The sequence below is a fragment of the Streptomyces barkulensis genome (assembly GCF_002843305.1).
GTDB lineage: Bacteria > Actinomycetota > Actinomycetes > Streptomycetales > Streptomycetaceae > Streptomyces > Streptomyces barkulensis.
Genome location: NZ_PGSG01000029.1, coordinates 39,393 through 61,550 on the forward strand (window position 1 = coordinate 39,393; position 22,158 = coordinate 61,550).

The 22,158-nt window shown below is 70.4% G+C and carries 23 protein-coding genes and 1 pseudogene; 18 read left to right on the forward strand and 6 right to left on the reverse strand.

All coding sequences use genetic code 11. From position 1 onward, the window contains the following. Positions 1 to 30: 30 nt before the first annotated feature. Positions 31 to 2,886 (forward strand): vitamin B12-dependent ribonucleotide reductase, encoded by a 2,856-nt coding sequence (locus CUT83_RS06895; protein WP_101254993.1) that lies wholly within the window; start codon positions 31 to 33, stop codon positions 2,884 to 2,886. A 143-nt stretch (positions 2,887 to 3,029) separates the two neighbouring features. Here CUT83_RS06895 and CUT83_RS06900 read toward each other — a convergent pair whose 3' ends face one another. Continuing rightward, complete coding sequence (locus CUT83_RS06900; protein WP_101254994.1) at positions 3,030 to 3,560, reverse strand: TerD family protein; 531 nt, start codon at positions 3,558 to 3,560, stop codon at positions 3,030 to 3,032. A gap of 286 nt (positions 3,561 to 3,846) precedes the next feature. Between CUT83_RS06900 and CUT83_RS06905 the strand changes: the two genes are divergently transcribed. The 5 genes from CUT83_RS06905 (at position 3,847) to CUT83_RS06925 (ending at position 8,717) form a co-directional block, all read left to right on the forward strand. Then, positions 3,847 to 4,455, forward strand: a complete 609-nt coding sequence (locus CUT83_RS06905; protein WP_101254995.1) for a YdbC family protein — start codon at positions 3,847 to 3,849, stop codon at positions 4,453 to 4,455. Between the two features lie 103 nt (positions 4,456 to 4,558). After that, on the forward strand, positions 4,559 to 5,281 hold the full coding sequence (locus CUT83_RS06910) for a histidine phosphatase family protein (protein WP_101254996.1): 723 nt from the start codon (positions 4,559 to 4,561) through the stop codon (positions 5,279 to 5,281). 198 nt (positions 5,282 to 5,479) lie between these two features. After that, positions 5,480 to 7,240 carry a DUF4153 domain-containing protein gene (locus CUT83_RS06915; protein ID WP_101254997.1) on the forward strand — a complete coding sequence of 587 codons (1,761 nt, stop codon included), beginning with the start codon at positions 5,480 to 5,482 and terminating at the stop codon, positions 7,238 to 7,240. A 99-nt stretch (positions 7,241 to 7,339) separates the two neighbouring features. Further along, entirely contained in the window at positions 7,340 to 8,017 is a 678-nt protein-coding gene (rnhB, locus tag CUT83_RS06920; RefSeq protein ID WP_101254998.1) for a ribonuclease HII, read from the forward strand. Between the two features lie 67 nt (positions 8,018 to 8,084). Further along, positions 8,085 to 8,717, forward strand: coding sequence for a hypothetical protein (locus CUT83_RS06925; RefSeq protein ID WP_101254999.1), 633 nt, complete (start codon positions 8,085 to 8,087; stop codon positions 8,715 to 8,717). 36 nt (positions 8,718 to 8,753) lie between these two features. Here the strand turns inward: CUT83_RS06925 and CUT83_RS06930 are convergent, their stop codons facing one another. Next, on the reverse strand, positions 8,754 to 9,401 hold the full coding sequence (locus CUT83_RS06930; protein WP_101255000.1) for a hypothetical protein: 648 nt from the start codon (positions 9,399 to 9,401) through the stop codon (positions 8,754 to 8,756). Positions 9,402 to 9,519: 118 nt separating this feature from the next. Beyond that, entirely contained in the window at positions 9,520 to 11,685 is a 2,166-nt protein-coding gene (locus CUT83_RS06935; RefSeq protein ID WP_101255001.1) for a RecQ family ATP-dependent DNA helicase, read from the reverse strand. 163 nt (positions 11,686 to 11,848) lie between these two features. Between CUT83_RS06935 and CUT83_RS30800 the strand changes: the two genes are divergently transcribed. Beyond that, positions 11,849 to 12,322: a DUF4192 domain-containing protein gene (locus CUT83_RS30800; protein WP_101255002.1), complete on the forward strand. Its 474-nt coding sequence runs from the start codon at positions 11,849 to 11,851 to the stop codon at positions 12,320 to 12,322. Positions 12,323 to 12,416: 94 nt separating this feature from the next. On the opposite strand, the pseudogene CUT83_RS06945 reads toward CUT83_RS30800, so the two are convergent. Next, positions 12,417 to 13,571: pseudogene (locus CUT83_RS06945) on the reverse strand (tyrosine-type recombinase/integrase); the annotation flags it as partial. A gap of 287 nt (positions 13,572 to 13,858) precedes the next feature. Between CUT83_RS06945 and CUT83_RS06950 the strand changes: the two are divergent. The 11 genes from CUT83_RS06950 (at position 13,859) to CUT83_RS06995 (ending at position 21,038) form a co-directional block, all read left to right on the forward strand. Continuing rightward, on the forward strand, positions 13,859 to 14,056 hold the full coding sequence (locus CUT83_RS06950; protein ID WP_101255004.1) for a helix-turn-helix transcriptional regulator: 198 nt from the start codon (positions 13,859 to 13,861) through the stop codon (positions 14,054 to 14,056). Further along, positions 14,053 to 14,274, forward strand: a complete 222-nt coding sequence (locus tag CUT83_RS06955; protein ID WP_101255005.1) for a hypothetical protein — start codon at positions 14,053 to 14,055, stop codon at positions 14,272 to 14,274. Before CUT83_RS06950 ends, CUT83_RS06955 begins: the two co-directional genes overlap by 4 nt. Further along, on the forward strand, positions 14,271 to 14,540 hold the full coding sequence (locus CUT83_RS06960) for a hypothetical protein (protein WP_101255006.1): 270 nt from the start codon (positions 14,271 to 14,273) through the stop codon (positions 14,538 to 14,540). The genes CUT83_RS06955 and CUT83_RS06960 overlap by 4 nt, the downstream gene beginning before the upstream one ends. Positions 14,541 to 14,663: 123 nt before the next feature. Continuing rightward, positions 14,664 to 15,878, forward strand: a complete 1,215-nt coding sequence (locus CUT83_RS06965) for a hypothetical protein (protein ID WP_101255007.1) — start codon at positions 14,664 to 14,666, stop codon at positions 15,876 to 15,878. A gap of 173 nt (positions 15,879 to 16,051) precedes the next feature. Continuing rightward, positions 16,052 to 16,252 (forward strand): hypothetical protein, encoded by a 201-nt coding sequence (locus CUT83_RS29795; protein WP_143688504.1) that lies wholly within the window; start codon positions 16,052 to 16,054, stop codon positions 16,250 to 16,252. Beyond that, positions 16,249 to 16,650, forward strand: coding sequence for a helix-turn-helix domain-containing protein (locus CUT83_RS06970; RefSeq protein ID WP_101255008.1), 402 nt, complete (start codon positions 16,249 to 16,251; stop codon positions 16,648 to 16,650). Before CUT83_RS29795 ends, CUT83_RS06970 begins: the two co-directional genes overlap by 4 nt. Positions 16,651 to 16,654: 4 nt before the next feature. After that, entirely contained in the window at positions 16,655 to 17,641 is a 987-nt protein-coding gene (locus tag CUT83_RS06975) for an HK97 family phage prohead protease (RefSeq protein ID WP_101255009.1), read from the forward strand. Continuing rightward, positions 17,638 to 17,856 carry a hypothetical protein gene (locus tag CUT83_RS06980; RefSeq protein ID WP_101255010.1) on the forward strand — a complete coding sequence of 73 codons (219 nt, stop codon included), beginning with the start codon at positions 17,638 to 17,640 and terminating at the stop codon, positions 17,854 to 17,856. The genes CUT83_RS06975 and CUT83_RS06980 overlap by 4 nt, the downstream gene beginning before the upstream one ends. Next, a complete protein-coding gene (locus CUT83_RS06985) occupies positions 17,856 to 18,395 on the forward strand; it encodes a hypothetical protein (protein ID WP_101255011.1) in 540 nt (179 codons plus the stop codon). The genes CUT83_RS06980 and CUT83_RS06985 overlap by 1 nt, the downstream gene beginning before the upstream one ends. Before the next feature lie 678 nt (positions 18,396 to 19,073). Continuing rightward, on the forward strand, positions 19,074 to 19,262 hold the full coding sequence (locus CUT83_RS06990; protein ID WP_158238977.1) for a hypothetical protein: 189 nt from the start codon (positions 19,074 to 19,076) through the stop codon (positions 19,260 to 19,262). 132 nt (positions 19,263 to 19,394) lie between these two features. Further along, positions 19,395 to 21,038 (forward strand): DNA methyltransferase, encoded by a 1,644-nt coding sequence (locus CUT83_RS06995; RefSeq protein WP_101255012.1) that lies wholly within the window; start codon positions 19,395 to 19,397, stop codon positions 21,036 to 21,038. Between the two features lie 52 nt (positions 21,039 to 21,090). On the opposite strand, the gene CUT83_RS07000 is transcribed toward CUT83_RS06995, so the two are convergent. Together CUT83_RS07000 and CUT83_RS07005 are read right to left on the reverse strand one after the other, a co-directional pair. Beyond that, positions 21,091 to 21,297, reverse strand: a complete 207-nt coding sequence (locus CUT83_RS07000; RefSeq protein WP_101255013.1) for a DUF397 domain-containing protein — start codon at positions 21,295 to 21,297, stop codon at positions 21,091 to 21,093. Further along, on the reverse strand, positions 21,294 to 22,118 hold the full coding sequence (locus CUT83_RS07005) for a helix-turn-helix domain-containing protein (RefSeq protein ID WP_101255014.1): 825 nt from the start codon (positions 22,116 to 22,118) through the stop codon (positions 21,294 to 21,296). Before CUT83_RS07005 ends, CUT83_RS07000 begins: the two co-directional genes overlap by 4 nt. Positions 22,119 to 22,158 lie beyond the last annotated feature (40 nt).

The window sequence follows — 22,158 nt, forward strand, 5'->3', positions numbered from 1 at the left end:
CAGGGCGTTATGCCTGTACAGGGAGGCGGAATGACAGAGACGACGAGCGACCCGGCACGAGGGGCCCGGTCCAAGGGGACCAAGGCCGCCAAGGGTCTGCGGATCGAGCGCATCCACACCACCCCCGGGGTGCACCCGTACGACGAGGTGGTCTGGGAGCGCCGTGACGTCGTCATGACCAACTGGCGCGACGGCTCGGTCAACTTCGAGCAGCGCGGCGTGGAGTTCCCCGACTTCTGGTCGGTGAACGCGGTCAACATCGTCACCAGCAAGTACTTCCGCGGAGCCGTCGGCACGCCCCAGCGCGAGACCAGCCTCAAGCAGCTCATCGACCGCGTGGTGAAGACCTACCGCGCCGCCGGTGAGAAGCACGGCTACTTCGCCTCCCCGGCCGACGCCGAGATCTTCGAGCACGAGCTGGCCCACGCCGTGCTCCACCAGGTGTTCTCGTTCAACTCCCCGGTGTGGTTCAACGTCGGCACCACCCAGCCCCAGCAGGTCTCCGCCTGCTTCATCCTCTCCGTCGACGACTCCATGGAGTCGATCCTGGAGTGGTACAAGGAAGAGGGGATGATCTTCAAGGGCGGTTCCGGCGCGGGCCTGAACCTCTCGCGGATCCGCTCCTCCAAGGAACTGCTCTCCTCCGGCGGCAACGCCTCGGGCCCGGTCTCCTTCATGCGAGGCGCCGACGCCTCGGCGGGCACGATCAAGTCCGGCGGCGCCACCCGCCGCGCGGCCAAGATGGTCGTCCTGGACGTGGACCACCCCGACGTCGAGGCGTTCATCGAGACCAAGGTCAAGGAGGAGGAGAAGATCCGCGCCCTGCGCGACGCGGGCTTCGACATGGACCTGGGCGGCGACGACATCACCTCCGTCCAGTACCAGAACGCCAACAACTCCGTCCGCGTCAACGACGCCTTCATGAAGGCCGTCGAGAGCGAGTCGAAGTTCGGCCTGCGCGCCCGGATGACCGGCGAGACCATCGAGGAGGTCGACGCCAAGGCGCTGTTCCGCAAGATGGCCGAGGCCGCCTGGGCCTGTGCCGACCCCGGCATCCAGTACGACGACACCATCAACCACTGGCACACCTCGCCGGAGAGCGGCCGCATCACCGCCTCCAACCCGTGCAGCGAGTACATGCACCTGGACAACTCCTCGTGCAACCTGGCCTCGCTGAACCTGATGAAGTTCCTGCGCGACGACGACGCCGGCAACCAGTCCTTCGACGCCGAGCGCTTCGCGAAGATCGTCGAGCTGGTCATCACCGCGATGGACATCTCCATCTGCTTCGCCGACTTCCCCACCGAGAAGATCGGCGAGACCACCCGCGCCTTCCGCCAGCTGGGCATCGGCTACGCCAACCTCGGCGCCCTGCTGATGGCCACCGGCCACGCCTACGACTCCGACGGCGGCCGTGCGCTGGCCGGTGCGATCACCTCCCTGATGACCGGCACCTCCTACCGCCGCTCCGCCGAACTGGCCGCGACCGTCGGCCCGTACGAGGGCTACGCCCGCAACGCCGACGCCCACCAGCGCGTCATGAGGCAGCACGCCGACGCCAACGCCGACGCCAAGCGCATGGACGACCTGGACACCCCGGTGTGGGCCGCGGCCACCGAGGCGTGGCAGGACGTGCTCCGGCTGGGCAAGAAGAGCGGATTCCGCAACGCCCAGGCGTCCGTGCTGGCACCCACCGGCACCATCGGCCTGATGATGGACTGCGACACCACCGGCGTCGAACCCGACCTGGCCCTGGTCAAGTTCAAGAAGCTGGTCGGCGGCGGCTCGATGCAGATCGTCAACAACACCGTGCCCAAGGCCCTCAAGCGGCTCGGCTACCAGCCCGAGCAGGTCGAGGCGATCGTCGAGCACATCGCCGAGCACGGCAACGTCATCGACGCCCCGGGGCTGCGCCACGAGCACTACGAGGTCTTCGACTGCGCCATGGGCGAGCGCTCCATCTCCCCGATGGGGCACGTGCGGATGATGGCCGCCGCCCAGCCGTTCCTGTCCGGCGCGATCTCCAAGACGGTCAACATGCCGGAGTCGGCCACCGTCGAGGAGGTCGAGGAGATCTACTTCGAGGGCTGGAAGCTCGGCCTGAAGGCCCTGGCGATCTACCGCGACAACTGCAAGGTCGGCCAGCCGCTCTCCGCCAAGAAGAAGGAGGCGCAGCCCGAGGCCGAGAAGGTCGTCGAGTACCGCCCGGTGCGCAAGCGCCTGCCCAAGGGCCGGCCCGGCATCACCACCTCCTTCACCGTCGGCGGCGCCGAGGGCTACATGACCGCCAACTCCTACCCGGACGACGGTCTGGGCGAGGTCTTCCTGAAGATGTCCAAGCAGGGCTCGACCCTCGCGGGCATGATGGACGCCTTCTCGATCGCCGTCTCGGTGGGCCTGCAGTACGGCGTGCCGCTGGAGACCTACGTCTCGAAGTTCACCAACATGCGCTTCGAGCCGGCCGGTATGACCGACGACCCGGACGTGCGGATGGCGCAGTCGATCGTCGACTACATCTTCCGCCGCCTGGCGCTGGACTTCCTGCCCTTCGAGACCCGCTCGGCACTCGGCATCCACTCCGCCGAGGAGCGCCAGCGCCACCTGGAGACCGGTTCCTACGAGCCCGCCGACGACGAGCTGGACGTCGAGAGCCTGGCCCAGTCGGCCCCGCGCCAGGTGGAGCCGCCCAAGACGGTGAGCGGCGCCTCCGAGCCGCAGGCTCCGGTCCCGGCGCCGAAGGAGGCGCACAGCTCCACCGAACTGGTGGAGATGCAGCTCGGCCTCAACGCCGACGCGCCGCTGTGCTTCTCCTGCGGCACCAAGATGCGCCGCGCGGGAAGCTGCTACCTGTGCGAGGGCTGCGGCTCCACCAGCGGCTGCAGCTGACCTGCGGTGCGGCGGCGGGCACCCGCCGCCGCACCGGGGGGACGACCGGAGGGCGCCGACCGTGAGCGGTCGGCGCCCTCCGCGCCCTCCGCGCCCTCCGCGCCCTCCGCGCCGTCCGGCGCCGCCTGCGGCGGGCCGGGCCGTCAGACGGGAGTGCCGCCCATGAGGCGGGTGAAGGACTCCGGGTCGGCGTCGAACCCGCGCAGACGCTCTCGGAACTCCCAGGCGCCCGTGCCGTTGCGGGTGAACTCCGCGACGGTGGCGGCCGTCGCCCCGGACACGCCGGAGAAGTCGTGCTCGGCCAGCTCGACGTAGCCCTCCCTGATCCGCACACCGGTGCGCGCTATGTCGCCGAACGTCCGGCGTCCGCTGTGCTGCTGGACCGCCACGCCCACGACCACCCGGGCGTAGGAGGAGGCCAGCCGGCCGAGTTCCAGGGTCATGACCTCGTCGTATCCGAGGCCCAGACCGGTCCGGCTGTCCCTGCTGAGGTTGATGGTGCCGTCGGGCGAGCGGCTGTCGAAGTGCACGATGTACGCGGGCTCGCCGTGCGGGTCGTCCGCGGTGTAGGTCGCGGCGATGATGTCGAGGTCGTGGGGCGAGGACTCGGAGGGGCTGGGGTCCCACCTGACCGCTACCTCGACCTTCTCCACCCCCTTGTTGGGACTGCTCACCAGGCTCCCCTTCCTAGGAACTGAGCTGCTGCGGGACACGGCCGCCCCCGGCCCGGGGCCGGCGTGGTGCGAACGCCATGACAGCACATCAACTCTCCTTGTTACCAGGCTGTTTGTCCACGGCACCCGGTCCACGGCCCACGGCATCCGGCACCCGCTCGCGGACGGCTCGGGGAGAGCACGGCCGCGGAGGCGGTCGAACGCGGAGTCGGGGCCGTCACGCCCGTCGCCCCCCGCCCGTGACAAGCCATGCGATCAGTCACCGATATGGCCGTACGATGGCGCGGTGCTGGTCAAGTGGATGCGCTGCACGGTTGTGGACCGACGAGGCTTCGAGCGGGGGCAGCGGAAGTGGGCCGGCCTGCTCGGCGAGCCGGGCTTCCGCGCACAGGGCGGCGGCTGGAGCCGTTCCCGGCCCGGCGTGGCGCACCTCTTCGGCTTCTGGGAGAGCCGGGCCTTCTACGACTCGTTCATGGCACGCTCCCACGACCGGCTGGCGGCGACGCAGAACGGCACCTACAAGGACGCCCAGGTCCGGCTCTTCGAGTACCGCTTCGATGTGAAGGTGGGGTTCCGTCCGCAGTTCACGGACGCGGACCTGTTGCGTGTCGCCCACTGCCGGGTGCGCCGTGAGCGCATCGAGCACTACACCCTGATGCAGGAGAAGGTGTGGAACCCGGCGATGGCCGGGTCGCCCGGGATGCTGCGGGGGGTCTTCGCGCAGGCTCAGGCCGAGGACGAGTTCCTGGTGCTGTCGATGTGGGACTCGGCGGCGGAGCACGGCAAGTACCGCACGGAGCGGATCGAGCGGCTGGCGCTCCGCGCCCAGCTGGGCGCGGACGTCGCGGCGGTCGGCGGGGACGTGATCGACCTCGAGCCGTCCTGGACGGTCTGACGCCGGTGCCGGTGCCGGTGCCGGTGCCGGGGTCGGTGCCGGGGTGAGAGCTGGCCGGGCTCGTGGTTGGGCCGTGAGGCCTTTGCGCGCCTAGGGTGGGGGCATGGCACGACCCCGGCGCATCGTCCTGGTCCGGCACGGCGAGTCGGAGGGAAACTTCGACGACGCGGTCTACGAGCGGGTGCCCGACCACGCCCTGAGCCTCACCGAACGCGGATTCCGGCAGGCCGAGGCGACGGGAGAGCGGTTGCGGGCGGTCTTCGGCGACGAGCGGATCTCGGCGTACGTCTCGCCCTACCGCCGCGCCCACCAGACCTTCCGCGCACTGCGTCTGGACCCGACGCGGGTGCGGATGCGCGAGGAGCCCCGGCTGCGCGAGCAGGACTGGGGGAACTGGCAGGACCGCGAGGACGTACGGCGGCAGAAGGCGGCGCGCGACGCGTACGGGCACTTCTTCTACCGCTTCGCGCAGGGGGAGTCGGGCGCGGACGTCTACGACCGGGTCGGGGCCTTCCTGGAGAGCCTGTGGCGCAGCTTCGAGTCCCCCGACCATCCGCCGAACGTGCTGCTGGTGACGCACGGGCTGACCATGCGGCTGTTCTGCATGAGGTGGCTGCACTGGACGGTCGCGGAGTTCGAGTCGCTGTCCAATCCGGGCAACGGGGAGATGCGGACCCTGGAACTGGGAACGGACGGGCGCTACCACCTGGACCGGCCGTTCGAGCGCTGGTGCACCCCCGAGTCGTACGCCGGGCCCTACGAGGGGGAGTCCGGGGAGACGTACGGGATGTCCGGGGTGCGCGGGCGTCCCGGAAGGTTCCGGTGAGGCGCTGACGCCGCGGCGGGTGTGCGCCGGACCGCCGGACGCGCCGGGTGGATTCCTTGCCCTCCCTCTTGTCACCGCTCTGTCACAGAGCGGCGCTCGGGATGCGAGTGAGCGCCGGGGGCGCACTACGGTGGCGCCCGAGCCGCCGCGTTGATCACCGCACGGCGGTGGGGGAAGACGTGGTGGGGAGGGGAGCCCATGTCCGATCAGCCGTCCGGCGTGCCCGCGGTGAACGGGGCGAACGAGGTGGACGACACTCCGCCGAAGGATGCCGTCCGAGGGGAGGACGGGCACGAGGAGGCACGGCGGGGGGAGGTCCGGCGGGGAGAGGCCGCCCCCGGTGGCGCCGAGCAGCCGGAGAAGTCCGTCCGGACGACGGGGGAGCCCGCCGCCCCGGACGGACGGCGGCCCGGCGCGACCCACGGCGCGACCCATGGGGCATCCTCCTGGGCCGCGTACGAGCCACCGCCCCCGCCCGCCTGGGTGACGGCCGCCAGACCGGAGGAACCCGGGCCGATCGGCACAGCCGCGCTCTGGGCGGTGCTGGCCACCGGGGTGCTCGCCGCGCTGCTGCTCGGTGACGGACTGGGCCTCAACGTGCTGCTGGCCGCTGCGCCGGCCGCCCTCGCCGCGTACTTCGCCGGGCGGGCCGCGGGGCGCGGCGTGCGCCCGTGGTCGCTGGTGTGGGCCGCCGGCGGAGCGGCACTGCTGCTGGTGCCCGCGCTGCGGGACGCGGGGTGGCCGACCTTCCTGGCGCTGGCGGCGGCCCTCGCGTCGGGGTCACTGGCACTGCACGGCACGCGCACTTGGCGCGGAACGCTGATCGGATGTGTCGGAGCGGTCGGCGAGGTCCTGCCGGGCGCCCTCTGGGTCTGGCGCGGATTGCGCGAGCGGGCGGACGGTTCGCGCGACCGCTGGTGGCCCGCCGTCCGGACGGCCGGCGTCGCGGCCGTGCTGCTGGCCGTCTTCGGTGCGCTGTTCGCGGGGGCGGACGCGGCCTTCGCGGACCTGCTGGCCGGGCTGGTGCCCGAGGTGTCGGTGTCGGACGGACCGGCGCACACCCTCCTGTTCGTCCTGGGGCTGGCGACCGCGCTGGGAGCGGCCCGCACCGCCGCGGCCCCCTGGCGCTGGGACCGCGTCGAGGGCGGCCGGGGGCGCCCCCGGGGGCGCGTGGAGTGGGCGCTTCCCCTGATCGTGCTGAACGCTCTGTTCGCCGTGTTCATAGCCATCCAGCTCGCCGTCCTCTTCGGCGGTTATGACAAGGTGCTCGAAGAGACCGGGCTGACCTATTCGGAGTACGCCCGTCAGGGCTTCTGGCAGCTGCTGACCGTCACCCTCCTGACCCTCGTCGTGATCGCACTGGCCCTGCGCTGGGCGCCGCGCGGCGCGGCGCGCGACCGTACGCTGGTCCGCGCCGTCCTGGGCGTCCTGTGCGCGCTGACCCTCGTCGTGGTGCTCTCGGCCCTGCGCCGGATGGAGCTGTACGTCGACGCGTACGGCCTGACCAGGCTCAGGGTGTCCGTGGCCGGGGCCGAGCTGTGGCTCGGTGTCGTCATCGCCTTGATCATGGCGGCCGGGGTGTTCGGCGCGCGCTGGCTGCCGCGCGCGGTGGCGGCGAGCGCGGCGGGCGCCGTGCTGTGCTTCGGACTGGTCTCGCCGGACGCCCTGGTGGCCGAGCAGAACGTGCGGCGCTTCGAACGTACCGGGCAGATCGATCTGGCCTATCTGAAAGGGCTCTCCGCGGACGCCGTACCGGCCCTCGACGCCCTGCCCGAGCCTCAGCGATCCTGCGCCCTGCGGGACATCGCCGACGACGTGCTCGGCGGGGACAAGCCCTGGTACGCGACCAGTTACGGCGAGGCGCGGGCCCGCGCCGTGCTCACCGAACGTCCCGCCGACCGGATCACTTCCCCCTGCGGGCGGCTGGACCGGGAGGGGCGGAGCCTCGAATCCCGCTGAACCGCGCGGGGGCGTGCCGGATCGTACCTGCGGGCGGCTGGAGATCCTCCGGCCCCGGGGGACGTCCCCCGGGCGGCGGGGCGTACCCTGGCTGACGCCATGCCGTACGAGCCTCCCACCCACCGCGTCGAACGTTCCCTGCGGGCCACCACGGGAGCGAGGGTCGTCGCCGGGATCGACGAGGTCGGCCGGGGCGCCTGGGCGGGGCCCGTCACCGTCTGCGCGGCGGTCACCGGGCTGCGCAGGCCGCCCGACGGGCTGACGGACTCCAAGCTCATCGGGCCCGCCCGCCGCACCGAACTCGCCGGACGGCTCACCGACTGGGTGACCGCCCACGCGCTCGGGCACTCCTCTCCGGAGGAGATCGACGAACTGGGCATGACGGCCGCCCTCCGGCTGGCCGCCGTGCGTGCGCTGGAGGCGCTGCCGGTCCGTCCCGACGCGGTGATCCTCGACGGCAGGCACGACTACCTGGGGGCGCCCTGGCGGGTCCGCACGGTGATCAAGGGTGACCGATCGTGTGTCCCGGTCGCCGCGGCATCCGTGATCGCCAAGGTGCACCGGGACACCCGTATGGCCGAACTGGGCTCCGAGTACACCGAGTTCGGCTTCGACCGCAACGCCGGCTATCCCTCGCCCGTCCACCGTGCCGCCCTCGAGGAGCTGGGGCCCACGCCCCACCACCGGCTGTCGTGGTCGTATCTGGACGCACTGCCGCGCTGGCGGCACCTGAAACGGGCGCGTGCCGAGCGGACCGAGCAGATCGGCCTCTTCTGACTCGAAACCGAATCTTTTTCCGAACCCGCTGGCGCGTCCCGCACCGGCGTTTGATAGACAACACCCCATGCCGCACAGCTCCGAGGAGCCCAAGATCCACCCGAATGTCCCCGGCCCCCGCAACATGACGGGCACCGCCCGGGCCCCACAGGTCCCCCGCCCCTCCGCACCCGTTCCCGGCCCCCGGCCGGGCCCCCGGCCGACGCAGCAGCGGGCCGACCGCAGCCGTCCCGCTCCCGGCAGGCCGGCCCCGGCTCGTAACGCCGGGCCTTCGCGCCCCGCGGAGGAGGCGGCGGACGCGAAGGCGGATCCGGGGAAGGCCGCGCCGCAGATCCAGCTCGTCGAGGCCACCGACGCCACCGCGGTCGAGGTCGCGGACGAGGCCGTCGACAGGCTGCTCGACGAGGGCCGCTCGCCCGCCGACGTCCTGGTGTTCACCACCGGTGAGCAGCACCCCTGGGCGCAGCACGAGCTCACCTTCGGCGAGGACGCCTACTGGCGCCAACAGGCCGAGGGCGATGACGTCTTCTACGCCCACGCGTCGGCCGCGGAGCGCACCACCGGCCGCCCGGTCGTCGTGCTCGCCGTCAACGGCGGGACGGACGAGCAGGCTGCCCGGGCGCTGCCAGCCGCCCTTGCCAGGACGGGGTCGCGGCTGATCGTCTGCGGCGATCCGGGCCGGCTGCGCACCCTGCTCTGAATCGGCGCTCCGGCCCGCGGCCCGCCGCCCGGCGGGTCAGCGGGCCGTCGTACTCCGCCGCGCCCCGGAGTGCCCCGGGCCCTTCTTCCCGGGGCTGTTCCTTCCCGGGCCGCCTTTCTCCGCGGCCTCGTCCCCCGGGCCCCCGCTTTCCGGCCGTGCGCCCCAGGCGGCGGGGCCGCCGACGTACGGCCGTCGTCCGCCGCGGTCCTCGCCGAGCACCTGCCAGCCGGTACGGGTCAGCGTGATGTACGCCCCGCACCGCAGGCCGTGCAGTATGCAGGCGTCGCGCAGCCCCCACATCCACGCGCCGTCCTCGTCCCTCCAGCCCGAGCCGTCCTCACGGCAGCACAGCAGGACGGCGGTCCGCGAGGGCCTGCGGCGGCGCAGGTCGTGAGGGACGATCCTGCGCAGCTGGGACAGCAGGACGTTGCGGCACTCCCAGCCGTCCGGAGTGGAGTTGGCCCGCGAGAACGACGCGCTGGCGATGATCCGTTCGTCCGGGCCGAGCACCGCGACGACGGAGGTGGCCGGCCCGGGCCGGTGGCGGGTGTGCAGCCCGGCGACCAGTTCGCGCGGGCTGCGCAGCAGAGGGATCCCGGCAGCGGCCCACTCGGCGGGTTCGAGAAGGCGTCCGGCGTGGGACGGGGTCTCGGCGGGCGGCGGTGAGACGAAGCCGACGGTCATGGTCCTCCCTCCGTGGCACCGCACCAATTCTCACGGGTGAACACGGTCGCGGCAATGGAACACCGAGTCGACCTGGTCACGCCGGACCTTTTGCCGCGGAGCGGCGGGCGGCCGCGGTTCATCCCCGCACGGCCAGCACCAGCGGCATCACCTTCTGGGCCCCGGCCCGGCGCAGCAGCCGCGCGGCCACGGCCAGGGTCCATCCGGTCTCCGTGACGTCGTCCACCAGCAGTACCGGGCCGCCGGCCGACGTGACCGCCTCCGCCAGCGGCTCGGGCACCGTCAGCGCACCGTGCAGGGCCCGCAGCCGCTGCGCGCTGTTGCTGCGCGGGATACGGGTGTCCGACGCCCCGTCGGTGTATTCCACGGTGCCCAGCAGCGGTATCCGGCCGACCGCCGCGATCCGCTCCCCGAGAGACCTGATCAGCTGTGGCCGGGTCCGCGAGTCGATCGTCACCACCCCCACCGGGCGGGCCGGCGAGTCCTCCTCCCCCGAGGCCCAGCCGCCCGGCCCCCGCGCCCAGTCGGCGAGTACGGAGACCACGGCGCCGGCCACGTCGTCGGGCACCGGTCCGTCCTGTGAGGGCGGCTCCAGCAGCGGACGCAGGCGGTTGCCCCATCCGATGTCGGACAGCCGGCCCAGCGCCCTGCCGGGAGCGGCCTGTTCGCCCGGAGGAACGCGCCCCTTGAGATCCAGCCCGATCGCGGGGAGCCCCGTCGGCCACATCCTGCGGGGCTCCACCTCCACACCGGGGCGTCCCAGTTCTCCCCGGGCGGCCTCCAGCGCCGCCGGATCGACATCGGTGCCGAACCGCGGGCCCGCGCAGTTGTCGCACCGTCCGCAGGGCGCCGCCTGCGCGTCGTCCAACTGCCGCCGCAGGAACTCCATCCGGCATCCGGAGGTGGCGGCGTACTCCTTCATCGCGCGCTGCTCGGCCTCCCGCTGCCGCGCCACCCAGGCATACCGCTCGGTGTCGTAGGACCAGGGCTCTCCCGTGGAGATCCAGCCGCCGCGCACCCGCCGCACAGCCCCGTCCACGTCGAGCACCTTGAGCATCATCTCCAGCCGCGAGCGGCGCAGTTCCACCAGCGGTTCCAGGGCGGGCAGGGACAGCGGCCGGTCGGCCGACGCCAGCACGTCCAGGGTGCGGCGCACCTGCTCCTCGGGGGGAAAGGCCAGGGACGCGAAGTACCGCCAGATCGCCTCGTCCTCCGGGCCGGGCAGCAGTAGCACCTCGGCGTGCTCCACCCCGCGCCCGGCCCGGCCCACCTGCTGGTAGTAGGCGATGGGGGAGGAGGGGGAACCGAGATGGACGACGAAGCCCAGGTCCGGCTTGTCGAAGCCCATGCCCAGCGCGGAGGTGGCCACCAGTGCCTTGACCCTGTTGCCCAGCAGATCCGCCTCGGCCGCCTCCCGGTCGGCGTTCTCCGTCCGCCCGGTGTAGGAGGCGACGGTGTGCCCCCGCTGCCGCAGGAACGCCGCCACCTCCTCGGCGGCCGAGACCGTCAGCGTGTAGACGATGCCGGAGCCCGGCAGCTCGTGGAGATGGCCGTCGAGCCAGGCCAGCCGACGTGCCGCGTCCGGCAGGTGCAGCACTCCCAGGCTGAGGCTCTCCCGGTCCAGCGGGCCGCGCAGCACCAGTGCGTCCGTCCCCGTCCCGCCGGTGCCCAGCTGCTCCGCCACGTCGGCCGTCACCCGGGCGTTGGCCGTCGCGGTGGTGGCCAGCACCGGGACGCCGGGGGGGAGCTCGGCGAGCATCGTCCGCAGCCGCCGGTAGTCGGGCCGGAAGTCGTGCCCCCAGTCGGAGATGCAGTGCGCCTCGTCGACCACCAGCAGTCCGGTCGTGGCGGCCAGCTTCGGCAGGACCTGATCGCGGAAGTCGGGGTTGTTCAGGCGCTCCGGGCTGACGAGCAGCACATCGACCTCTCCCGCGGCCACCTCGGCGTGGACCGTCTCCCACTCCTCGGTGTTCGCCGAGTTGATCGTCCGGGCGCGGACACCCGCGCGCTCCGCGGCCTCGACCTGGTTGCGCATCAGCGCCAGAAGCGGTGAGACGATCACCGTCGGTCCCTCGCCGCGCTCGCGCAGCAGCGCGGTCGCCACGAAGTACACCGCCGACTTGCCCCAGCCCGTGCGCTGCACCACCAAGGTCCGCCGGCGTTCCACCACCAGAGCCTCGACGGCCCGCCACTGGTCGGTGCGCAGTCTCGCCGTACCGGTGGTGTCGCCGGTGAGGCGGGCCAGTACGGCGTCGGCCGCGGTGCGCAGATTCTCCTCGCTCATGTGTCCATGCAACCCGATGACACCGACACCGTGCGAACCGCCTGTGGACAACCAGGGGTCCATACAGCTGAGGTGATCACCGGAATATCAGTAAATGTTCTTACCGAGGCCACTTGTGGACGGAGCCGCACGCCATCCCGTCCGTCCGCGTCACTGTCAGGGCATGACACAGCACAGCGAATCCTCCCGACAGCCGTCCACCACCGCCCAGGTCACCCTGCGCGGTCCGGCCGAGCTGGTCGACTCCCTCCCCTACCTCCTCGGCTACCACCCCGACGACTCCGTCGTCCTGGTCGGTCTCCACGGCCCGAGCGGCCGCTTCGGCGGCCGGCTCCGCGTGGGCATTCCCGCCGCGGAAGGGGAATGGCCCGAGCTGGCCGAACAGCTCGCCGACTGTCTGCGCGGCAGCGGCGTCCCGCGAGGCGACAGCCCTGACGCGGCGCTCGTCTTCCTGTGCCGGGATCCGGCCGCCGGCGAGAGCGGCCGGGCCGTCATGGAACGGCTCAGGCCTCTCGCCCAGCGGCTGCGGACCGCCTGCGGGGCGCTGGACATGCCGGTGTACGAGGCGCTGTGCGTCTCCGGTGGCCGCTACTGGTCCGGTCGCTGCCTCCCCCTTCCTGACCAGCGGAAACCGTAGGATCCGGGGCCGCTGGGCGCAGTATGGGCGCTGCGCCCAGGGCCGCCTCGATCACGGTCCGCGCGGTGTCGTCCGCGCCGGGCAGGACGTGGGCGTACACCTTCATCGTCACACCGGGGTTGGAGTGCCCGGCGTACGTCTGCACGGCCTTGATCGACACCCCTGCCTGCACCAGGGTCGAGATGTACCCGTGCCGCAGAGTGTGGAACGTGGTGCGCTCGGCGACCGGTTCCTGCCCGGCCTCCCGCAGCGCCCGGTTGGCCCGCCCGACGATCTTCTCCCACCGCCGCGACCAGTTCGACCGGCGCAGCGCCTCACCCTCGGCCGAGGGGAAGACCAGCATCGCCGTGCGCCGCTCAGGACGCCTGGGGTCGGTCCGGTCGTCCAGCACGACGCCCTGGGGCGGGAAGGCCCGCAGATGGGCGCGCAGAGCCTCCACGGCCACCTGGGGGAGCGGGACGGTGCGCAGGCTCTTGGCCGTCTTCGGCCGGTCGAGATAGGGGAGACCGGCGGCCGGGCCGACGAGCTGCCGCCGGATCGTAACCGTCCCGGCCCTCAGGTCGAGCGCGTCGGCCTCCAGCCCGAACACCTCGCCCCACCGCAGCCCGGCCGAGGCCGCCAGCAGCAGCGCGGCCCGGTAGTGCGCCGGGGCCGCGTCCACTAGCGCGGCCACCTGGGTGGCCGTGGGCGGCCGGATCTCCCGGCGGACATCGGCGGGCAGCCGGATGCGCGAGCACGGCGACCGGGATATCAGCCCGTCGCGCACCGCCTCGCTGAAGATCGACGCGAGGACGGCGTAGGTGGACTGCATCGAGCTGGGCGCGAGTACCTCCGCCCGGTCGGCCACCCACGCCTGGATGTCCCGGCGGGTGACGGCCCGGATCGGCGTGTCTCCGAGGAGCGGCAGGATGTGCAGCCGCAGCACCCGCTCCGTGCGCTCGGCGGTGCCCGGCCGGTGGTGGGCCGTGGCCGCCCACCGCTCGGCCACCTCACGGACGGTCTCCCGGCCGGTGGCGGTGTCACCCAGCAGGCCGCGTGCCAGCTCGGCGGACACCTGGGCGGCCCGGCGGTCGGCGTCGGCCCGCTTCGCCCAGGTCTCCTTGCGCTGCCTGCCGTTGGCCGCACGCCAGCGGACCTGCCACCGACGGCCCTTGCCGTGCAGGGGAGTTGGGAATTTCTTGTGCTCCGCGCACCTTCCGCGCGGAGTTTTCGGCTTCTCTGTGTGCCAGAGATCCACGACGGCGGCCATGGTGCTTCGCCTCCATATGGGCGCGTTCTTATCGCTGCCCTGAATTCCAGCGTACTGCGCTGCCGGTCATGGCGGGAGAGAGGCTGCGGATCCGTTCTCCGAGGTGGATATCTACCCCGAAGGTCACTTTCGCGAGATCAGGGAAGTGCAGGTCAGAGACTCAGGTGCGTCTTGGATGTCGGTTTTCTGGGGTTTCTCGTGTCCGAAACCCCGGGGCTCTGTCGGGTGGCTCGGCTGCAATGGGGGTCACGGGAAATTCCCGTTATCCGAGACCGAGGAGAACCGAAATGGCCAAGGGAGTTGACCGGCTGCTCACCTCCGAGGAAGTCGCCGAGATTCTGGGCGTCGATCCCCGCACCCCTCCGCAGTGGCGCTACCGGGGCCTGGGGCCGGACTGGGTGAAGATCGGCACCCGCGTCCGCTACCGGGCCGAGGACGTGGAGAAGTACATCCGCTCGCATCTGCGGAAGGCGGCCGAGAAGTGAGCGCCGAGCAGGGCCGCAGCAAGGGAGAGTCCGGCTTTGCCTGCTCGGTCTGCGGGAGCAGCGAGGTCTACCGCAACGGTCGCGACCAGGGGCCGAGGTGCGCGCCTTGCAAGCGCGAGTACGCGCGGCGGCGCTACTGGGCCGACCCCGAGCGCGAGAACGCCCGCTTCAGGGCCTGGTGGGCGGCCAACCGGGCCGTGCGGGAGGAGACGCCGTGAGCCCCAAGTTCGACCTGACGGTGGCGGTCCGTGCCGACGGGGAGCGCGTCCTGGTCGTGCAGCCCGCCCTCACGGAAGACCAGCCGCAGGAGGTCAAGGACGCCCTGGCCGTGCGCCGCGTGGCCAACACGACGGGCGTCTGTCCCGGCTGTGGTGCCCGCATGGCGCTCCCGAACCGCGCCGAGCGCCGTGCGGCGGCGAAGGCCGGGCGGGTGCTCCACGCCCGGATGGAGCACGAAGACGACTGCCCGGCCACCGCCGTCTGACCGATCCCTCTGTCCGCTCAGACCCGCAGTTATGAGTACGAGTACATGCAAGACGACAAGACGACGGCCGCCGGGGATTTCTCCTTCGACGACCGTCCAACAACCACTTTCCACGGTACCCCTTTGGCCTCTCTCGCGCTGGAGGCGCTGGCGTATGCCTACGTCACCGCGCCGGACAATCTGAAGGCGGCCGGGACCTGGCTTGCCGTCCCGGCAAGTCAGCAGACCGAGTTCGCTCAGCTTGTGGAGACCGTCCGCCAGAACCGGCTGTACGCCGCTCAGACGGATGAGCCGTCGTCCTGGGTGCGTGTTCACCCGGAGAAGGCTCTGGAGGCCGCGAGCAACCCGTTGGAGCCGACGATCGGCCGGTTCGCCGAGACCCCCAGCGAGCCGCCGCACGGGGTCTTCTACGCAGGCTGTGTCAACTCCGTCATCGGACCGTCGGAGAGCGGCAAGTCCTGGCTCGTCCAGTACGTCGTGGCACAGGAACTCAGGGCCGGGAACGGGGTCGTCTACGTGGACTACGAGGACGACGCGGCCTCGGTCTACCGGCGGCTTCTGCTGCTGGGCGTCCCGGAAGAGGTGCTGCGCGGCGACCGATTCCGGTACCACCAGCCGAACGGCCCCATGACCGAGGCGGAGAAGGCCGCATTCATGGCCTCCGTGGACCTGGGCGGCACCCTCGCCGTCTTCGACGGGGTGACCGAGGGGATGGCCTTGGAAGGGTTGTCGCCGCGCGATGAGGCCGAGGTCGCCACCTGGCACGCCCGGACCACCAAGGACCTCGCCCACGGCGGCTGGGGCGTCGCCGTCATCGACCACACCCCCCACGACGGCAACCGGGCCCTCGGCTCGCAGCACAAGAAGTCCTGCATCACCGGGGCCTCCTACCTGGTTGAGGCGGTGCAGCAGGTCGCGCCGGGTGAGGCCGGACGGCTGCGCCTCAAGGTCGAGAAAGACCGGCACGGCTCGGTGCGGCGCGAGGCAGCACCGGGGCCCAATCCGAGGTGGCGCGGCGACCTCACCGTGGACTTCACCGGTGGACCGGAGCCGGTCGTGACCCTGTGGCCTGCCTCGCCCAGAAGCGAGACGGACGTCATCGAGGTTGAGATCAAGCCCGAGGAACGCGTGTGCCGGGCGGTCGTCCAGTACATCGCCCAGGCACCCGGCTGCACGGCCGGTGACATCGAGGACGCCGTGAAGGCGAGGAAGAACAGTCTTCTCCGGGCCAAGCGGTGGCTGATCGACCAGGGGTTTCTGAAGGCTGCGAAGGAAGGCAACCGGGTCGCCCACTACATCGGCCGACCGCTCGCCGACGAGGCATTCGACCCGGTGTAGTTCCCAGGTTCCCGCCTTTTCGGAACCGGTTCCCGGAACCGCTTCGAATGCCCGACAGAACGGTTCCCCCGGTTCCCGTCTTTAGCGGGAACCGGGAACCGAGTCGGTTCGAGGGGCCTTGAGGACGAAAGCAAGAACAAGATCGCGGAACCTCTCTGAGAAGGAAGAAGACCATGAGCGAACCCTCCATCCCCATGGGCGTCGGAGACACCCCCCACGGCCCCGCCGACCCGGCCGACGACGAACTGGCCGCACCGGAGCCATGCAGGCCGCCCCGGACGCCGCTGACGCCGCTGGAGAGTGCCTGTGCTCTTTGCACCATGCCCAGTGGCCAGCACGACCGGGGCTGCCCGCTGCGCAGGAGGCCGACATGAGCACTCATCGCATCACCGAGGAGTCGGTCATCGTCGGCGGCTACACGGCCCTGCTGATGGCTACCGCGCTGCGCGTGTACATGCGTCGGGGCGGATTCGATGCGGTCCATCCGGCGGACCGTGCCGAGCTGGACGCTTCGATTGCCGCGCTCGCAGCGGCCGGAAACGCATCCCAGCAGCTCAGGACGGTGGGCGGAAACGCGGAAACGCCGACCGGCGCGGCCGGGCCAGAGTCGTCCATGACGGTCCCCGAGACGGCCCAGCGACTCGGCCTCAGCGAACGGCACATCCGGAACCTCGCCGAAAGCCACCTGGGCGGCCGGAAGGTCCGGGGCGGCTGGCGCTTCGACCCGGCGGCCGTCGAATCCGAAGCGGCCCGCAGGAGCAGGAAGGAGTGAAGCGATGGAGAGCAAGACGACGCGCGGCTCGGTCAGCGTCAAGGCCGCGCGGTCCGGCGGCGGCGCATCCGGCACCATCGAGGCCGTCTTCGCCACCCTCGGGGTGCGCGACCACGACGGCGACATCGTCCAGCCCGGCGCGATCGGCTCCGGCCAGGTGATCATCAGCGACTGGAACCACTCGTCGTGGCAGGGAGCCCGGCCCATCGGGCGGGGCCGCATCTACGTGGACGGCAACAAGGCCAGACTGTCGGGGCGGCTGTTCCTCGACACCGCCGCCGGGCGCGAGGCGCACGCCATGCTCAAAGGGCTGGGCGACCTCGCCGAGTTCTCCTGGTCGCTGGACTCCATCGAGTCCCACATGGGCCAGGACGCCCAGGGCCGCCCCACCCGGTTCATCACCGGCGTGAAGGTCAGGGAAGTGAGCCCCGTCATTCAGGCCGCCTCCATCGGCACCGGCCTGCTCGCCCTGAAGGGGCGCGGCTCTACCCGCGCCGAACTCGCGGCCATCAAGGCCCGGCTCGACCTCGAAGAGCTGGCCGAGATCGCCGAGCGCAACGAGCGGGCCCTGCACTGCGAGGCCGTGCAGGCGGAACTGCTGGATGTGCACGAGGACATGCTCCGCCGCGACGGCGTCGGGTACTCCCGCGACCTCGACTCCCTGGTGCCGGACGGCACGAAGGACGCCGCCCGTGCGGCCGTCGTCAGGTACGCGGGGGAACTGGGACTCCCCGACGCCGTGCGGGTCAAGTGGTTCTCGGCCGAGGACGAGGAGGGGCACGTCGAGTTCCGCTCGCTCAGGCCGCTGCTGGGCCGCTGCCGCCCGAAGGCCGAGCCGGACACGATCTGGCTGCACAGCGCCCTGTCGGCCGAGGAGGCCCACCGCGTAGCCGCCCACGAGCTGCGGCACCTCGCCGGCGGTGACGAATCCGAAGCACGCACCTACGAGGAGAAGGCCAAGTTCGAGTGGCTGGAAAGGAATTGGCGATGACCGAGAAGACCTATGGCAGCCCGACCGAGGAAGCGCAGGGACGAGTCCAGGCTGCTCTGGAGATCGGGGACCTGTCGGAGATCCATCCCAACGCCGCCCTGATGCTCCGAACCCGTGTGCTGAACCTGGACATCGAGAACTCCGAGTACCTGACCGCGATCGTCGAGCGCGCCAAGCAGGCGGCCGTGGACCGGGCGCTGGGGAGGAGCGAGTGATGCGCACACCGCGCGAGAACAAGGCCGCTGGCCGCAGCACCTGCCCCCGGTGCGGCCGCAAGCGCACCGACTTCGGCTGCCGGACGGTCCGCATCGGCGAATACTGCATGCAGGCCGGGCTGTACGAGTACGCCGAGGGCTATCTCGTCTACCCCACCTACGACCCCCCGGGGCCCGCCGAAGGGGCCGCGATGGTCGAGCACGCCCCGGCCGTCGCGGAGGCGGAGAAGGCCGTGGACGCCGCCCTGGCCGAGTTCACCGCCGCCCAGTCCGCCCACTTCGACGCGCTGCTCGCCGCCGACCAGGCGGGCGTCCGCACGTCCAGCATGGTCATGCGGCAGGACGGTGCGGTGCCCGTGCGCCAGCGCGTCTCCGCCCGCGAGAAGGCCAGGATCGCCGATGCCGAGGAGGCCGCCCGCGACCGGCTGGGCGATGCCGAGGAGGCACTGAAGCGGGCCAGGGACCGGCTGTCCCGGCTGGAGCACCGGAGGGAGGCCGCCGTACGGGCGGGTCGCAACGAGGACCGGGAGGCGGGATGATCCCCGCACCGGAACTGTCCATCCGTACACAAGTCCCTGTCTTACGAAGGTTCATTCTGAATCAGTACACAGTCGCACGTTGTTGCTGTGTACTGATTCAGTCCTTCTGTAACAGAGCTGAATGCTGAGCTGCTGTTGTCAGTCATTCGCTTACATGCATCTGTTCGTGGCTACTTACTCGATGAACTGCATTGATGTAATGATTGCAAGTGAATGATATGCAGTCTTCGTATGACAATGCAGTCAAGTAGTAGAGACCAAGACAGAGACATGTGATAGATGCATGACTGCATTGCTTGCCTCATCGCATGCAACATCCTGTCGAGTCCTGCACCGGCCATGCGAAGGCGAGTGCGAGCCGATGCGCCACTGGAGTAAGTGCGCCACCGCCGCAATACGGCACGGATGATCCGTGCACCATTCACAGCGCTGGTGAACTGCGCCAGTGACGGCGACAACGGTGCGCCAGCCCATTTGCGGCGATCCAGGAGTCACCGCCACTTCGGCCGCAGGCACCGATTCCTCGCGCACCCGGTCATCCCGATCTCAGGGAATGGGGGGCGGGGGGGTGCACATGCGCACGTACGCGAGGAAGACCCCGCGCCCCTGACCGTTTCTCTCCCTATTTTTCCGCCTGGGGAGCCCTCTCATCTCTCCCCGGACACGAGGAGTTCGAGCATGCCGATCGCGCACTGCACCGCCTGCGACGCCGTCATCCGCGACGCCGACGGGCGGCCCGCTCAGGTCCCCGTGGGCGACCCGCCGCGCTGGTGCCGTGCCTGCCGCCTGGAGAGCGAGCATCCGGGCCGCTGGTACGGCCTGAGCGACGGCGGCTGGTCGCCGACCCGGCGGCGAGGGGGTGCGTGACCGTCTCGGAGCTGGCGGGAGGGACCGGAACGCCGGCCTCGCTGGTGGGCGGGACAGAGGTGAGAAAGCGTCACGTACTGCTCGTGCAGGGCACTTGGCCGGACAGGGGCCAACCTGGCAAGATCCCCCTCCATGGGGACTACGCAGGAGACCGCGCTCAACCAGCTGTACTACGGCGACAACCTCGATTTACTCAGACAGCACATCCCTACAGGCAGCGTTGATCTGGTATATCTCGATCCGCCGTTCAATTCCAAACGCTCCTACAACATCTTGTTCAAGGAGAAGAGCGGCGAGGACTCTCCTGCGCAGATCGAAGCCTTCGGTGACACGTGGACATGGAGCTACGAGTCCGAGGCCCTGTTTAATGAGATCCTCAACGGCGATGCATCCTTGAAGGTAAAGGACGCCCTGGAAGCCATGCGAAGGCTCCTGGGCGACAACGATGTGCTCGCCTACCTAGTCATGATGACCGCCAGGCTTATCGAATTGCACCGCGTGCTAAAGGACACCGGGTCTCTGTATCTGCACTGCGACCCAACGGCAGGTCATTATCTCAAGGTCATGCTCGACGCAATCTTCGGGCCGGACAAGTTCGGTGCAGAGATTGTATGGAAGCGGACCACTGCGCACAGCGATGGAAAGCAGGGGCGCAAGCTGCCTGGTCGAGTCCACGACGTGATCTACTTCTACACGAAGGGCAAGGAGTGGACGTGGAACCCGATCTACACCCCGTACGAGCAGTCGTACATTGAGTCGCACTATCGTTTCATTGAAGAAGACACGGGACGCCGGTACCGTAAGGACAACCTGACTGCTAGCAAGCCCGGTGGTGACACCAGCTATGAGTGGAATGGGGTAAGGCCCTACAAGGGGCGATACTGGGCGTACAGTCGCGCGAAAATGCAACAGTTCGAAGAGGAAGGGCGGCTCGTATACACTCGGACGGGAATGCCGGAGCTGAAGCGGTATCTCGATGAGATGCCCGGCGTCCCCCTTCAGGATGTGTGGACAGATATCGACCCCATCAACGCCAAAGCCATTGAGCGCCTGGGGTACCCCACTCAGAAGCCGGTGGCGCTGCTGGAGCGGATTATCGAGTCCAGCAGCAATCCGGGCGATGTGGTCCTCGATCCCTTCTGTGGATGCGGCACGGCCATCGACGCCGCCCAGAAGCTCGGGCGGCGCTGGATCGGCATGGACATCACCACGCTGGCCATCGACCTGATTGACGCCCGGCTCCGCAATACTTACGCCGAGTCGATTCAGGACACCTACGAGATCCTCGGCATACCGAAGGACATGGACGGAGCCGTAACGCTCTTCAAGAAGTCGCCCTTCGAGTTCGAGCGCTGGTGCGTCATGCTGGTGGACGGTCAGCCCAACGACAAGCAGGTCGGCGACAAGGGGATCGACGGTGTCATCCGTATCCCCATCGACAAGAAGGGCAGCTCCCAGCGGGTCCTGGTGTCCGTCAAGGGCGGCAGCACCAACCCCGGGCATGTGAGGGATCTGGTCGGAACCGTCAGCTCGCAGAAGGCCGCCATGGGCGTGTTCATCACGATGAAGAAGCCGACCAAGGGCATGGTGGACGCGGCCAACCACTCCGGCACGTACACCTATCCGATCAACGGTGTGACGTACCCCAAGGTGCAGATCATCACCGTGCAGGAGCTGTTGGACGGCAAGCGTCCCAACCTCCCGACTGCGTTGCTGCCGTACTTCCAGGCCAGGCGACGGCAGGATGATGGGCACAAGCAGATGACGCTCGGTTAGAAATGCCGAGGGCCCCGGAGCCGGGGAAGCTCCGGGGCCCTCGCTGGCAGCCTCAGCGGCCGTCCTTCACCCCGGCCACGAACGCCGCCCAGGCGTCCGCCGGGAAGGCCAGGACCGGCCCGCCGGTGTTCTTGGAGTCCCGGACACCGGCGACGCCGGGGAGGCCGTCGGCGACCTCGACGCACTCGCCGCCCTGCCCGTTGCTGTAGCTGGACTTACACCAGAGAGCGGCACTGAGGTTGGGGCGGTCCGGGCTCATCGCATGTCCTCCATCGCTTCGCGGATCACGGCTAGCGACTCCTCGTGGCTGAGAGCCGTGGCCTGAAGGTGATCGTAGGCCAGGGACAGCTCCGTCACCTGGTCCGATTCCTCGCAGAGCTGCCCGGTGAACGGGCCTTCCACGTAGGCCACGGCGGGGCCGTCCTTCCGGCTCAGCAACGTGAGCGTTCCGCCCAGCGCGGCGTGAGCGCCCACGCTGGTGGGGAGCACCTGGAGCACTATGGTCCGGCTTTCCACCAGCGTCACAAGATGGCCGAGCTGGGCGGCCATGACATCCCGGCCACCCACGGGGCGGCGCAGCAGTTCCTCCTCGACCACGTACCACAGGGCCGGGGGGACGGCCCGGCCCAGGACCTCCTGACGGCCCAGGCGGGCATGGACGCGGCGCTCCACCTCCTCAGCACTGTCGCGGGGCCGTCCGGCCCGGAGAATGGCGCGGGCGTAGTCCTCCGTCTGCAACAGTCCGGGCACCACCATGGGCGCGTAGCCGCTGATGGCGGTGGCCGCCGCCTCCATGCGCATGTACCGCTGCACCCAGTCCGGGAAGGCGGGGGTGCTGTCCATGAGGGCGAAGAGGCGGGCGAACAGGCCGCCGGTCTCCAGCGCCACATCGAGCGCGGTGGCGTTGTGGAGGGTGGCCGGAATCGACGCCAGCTCGATCTGGGCGATGCGGCTGGGGGAGATGTTCGCCTTGACACCCAGCTCCCGCTGGCTCCAGTCCCGTTCCTCCCGGCGGTGGCGGACCTCCGCGCCGAAGAACTCCGCTGGACCGGCGCTCGGGTCAAGTTCCTTGCCGGGCACAGGCGATCACCGTTCTTTAACTCTCAAGCTTAAAGGACTG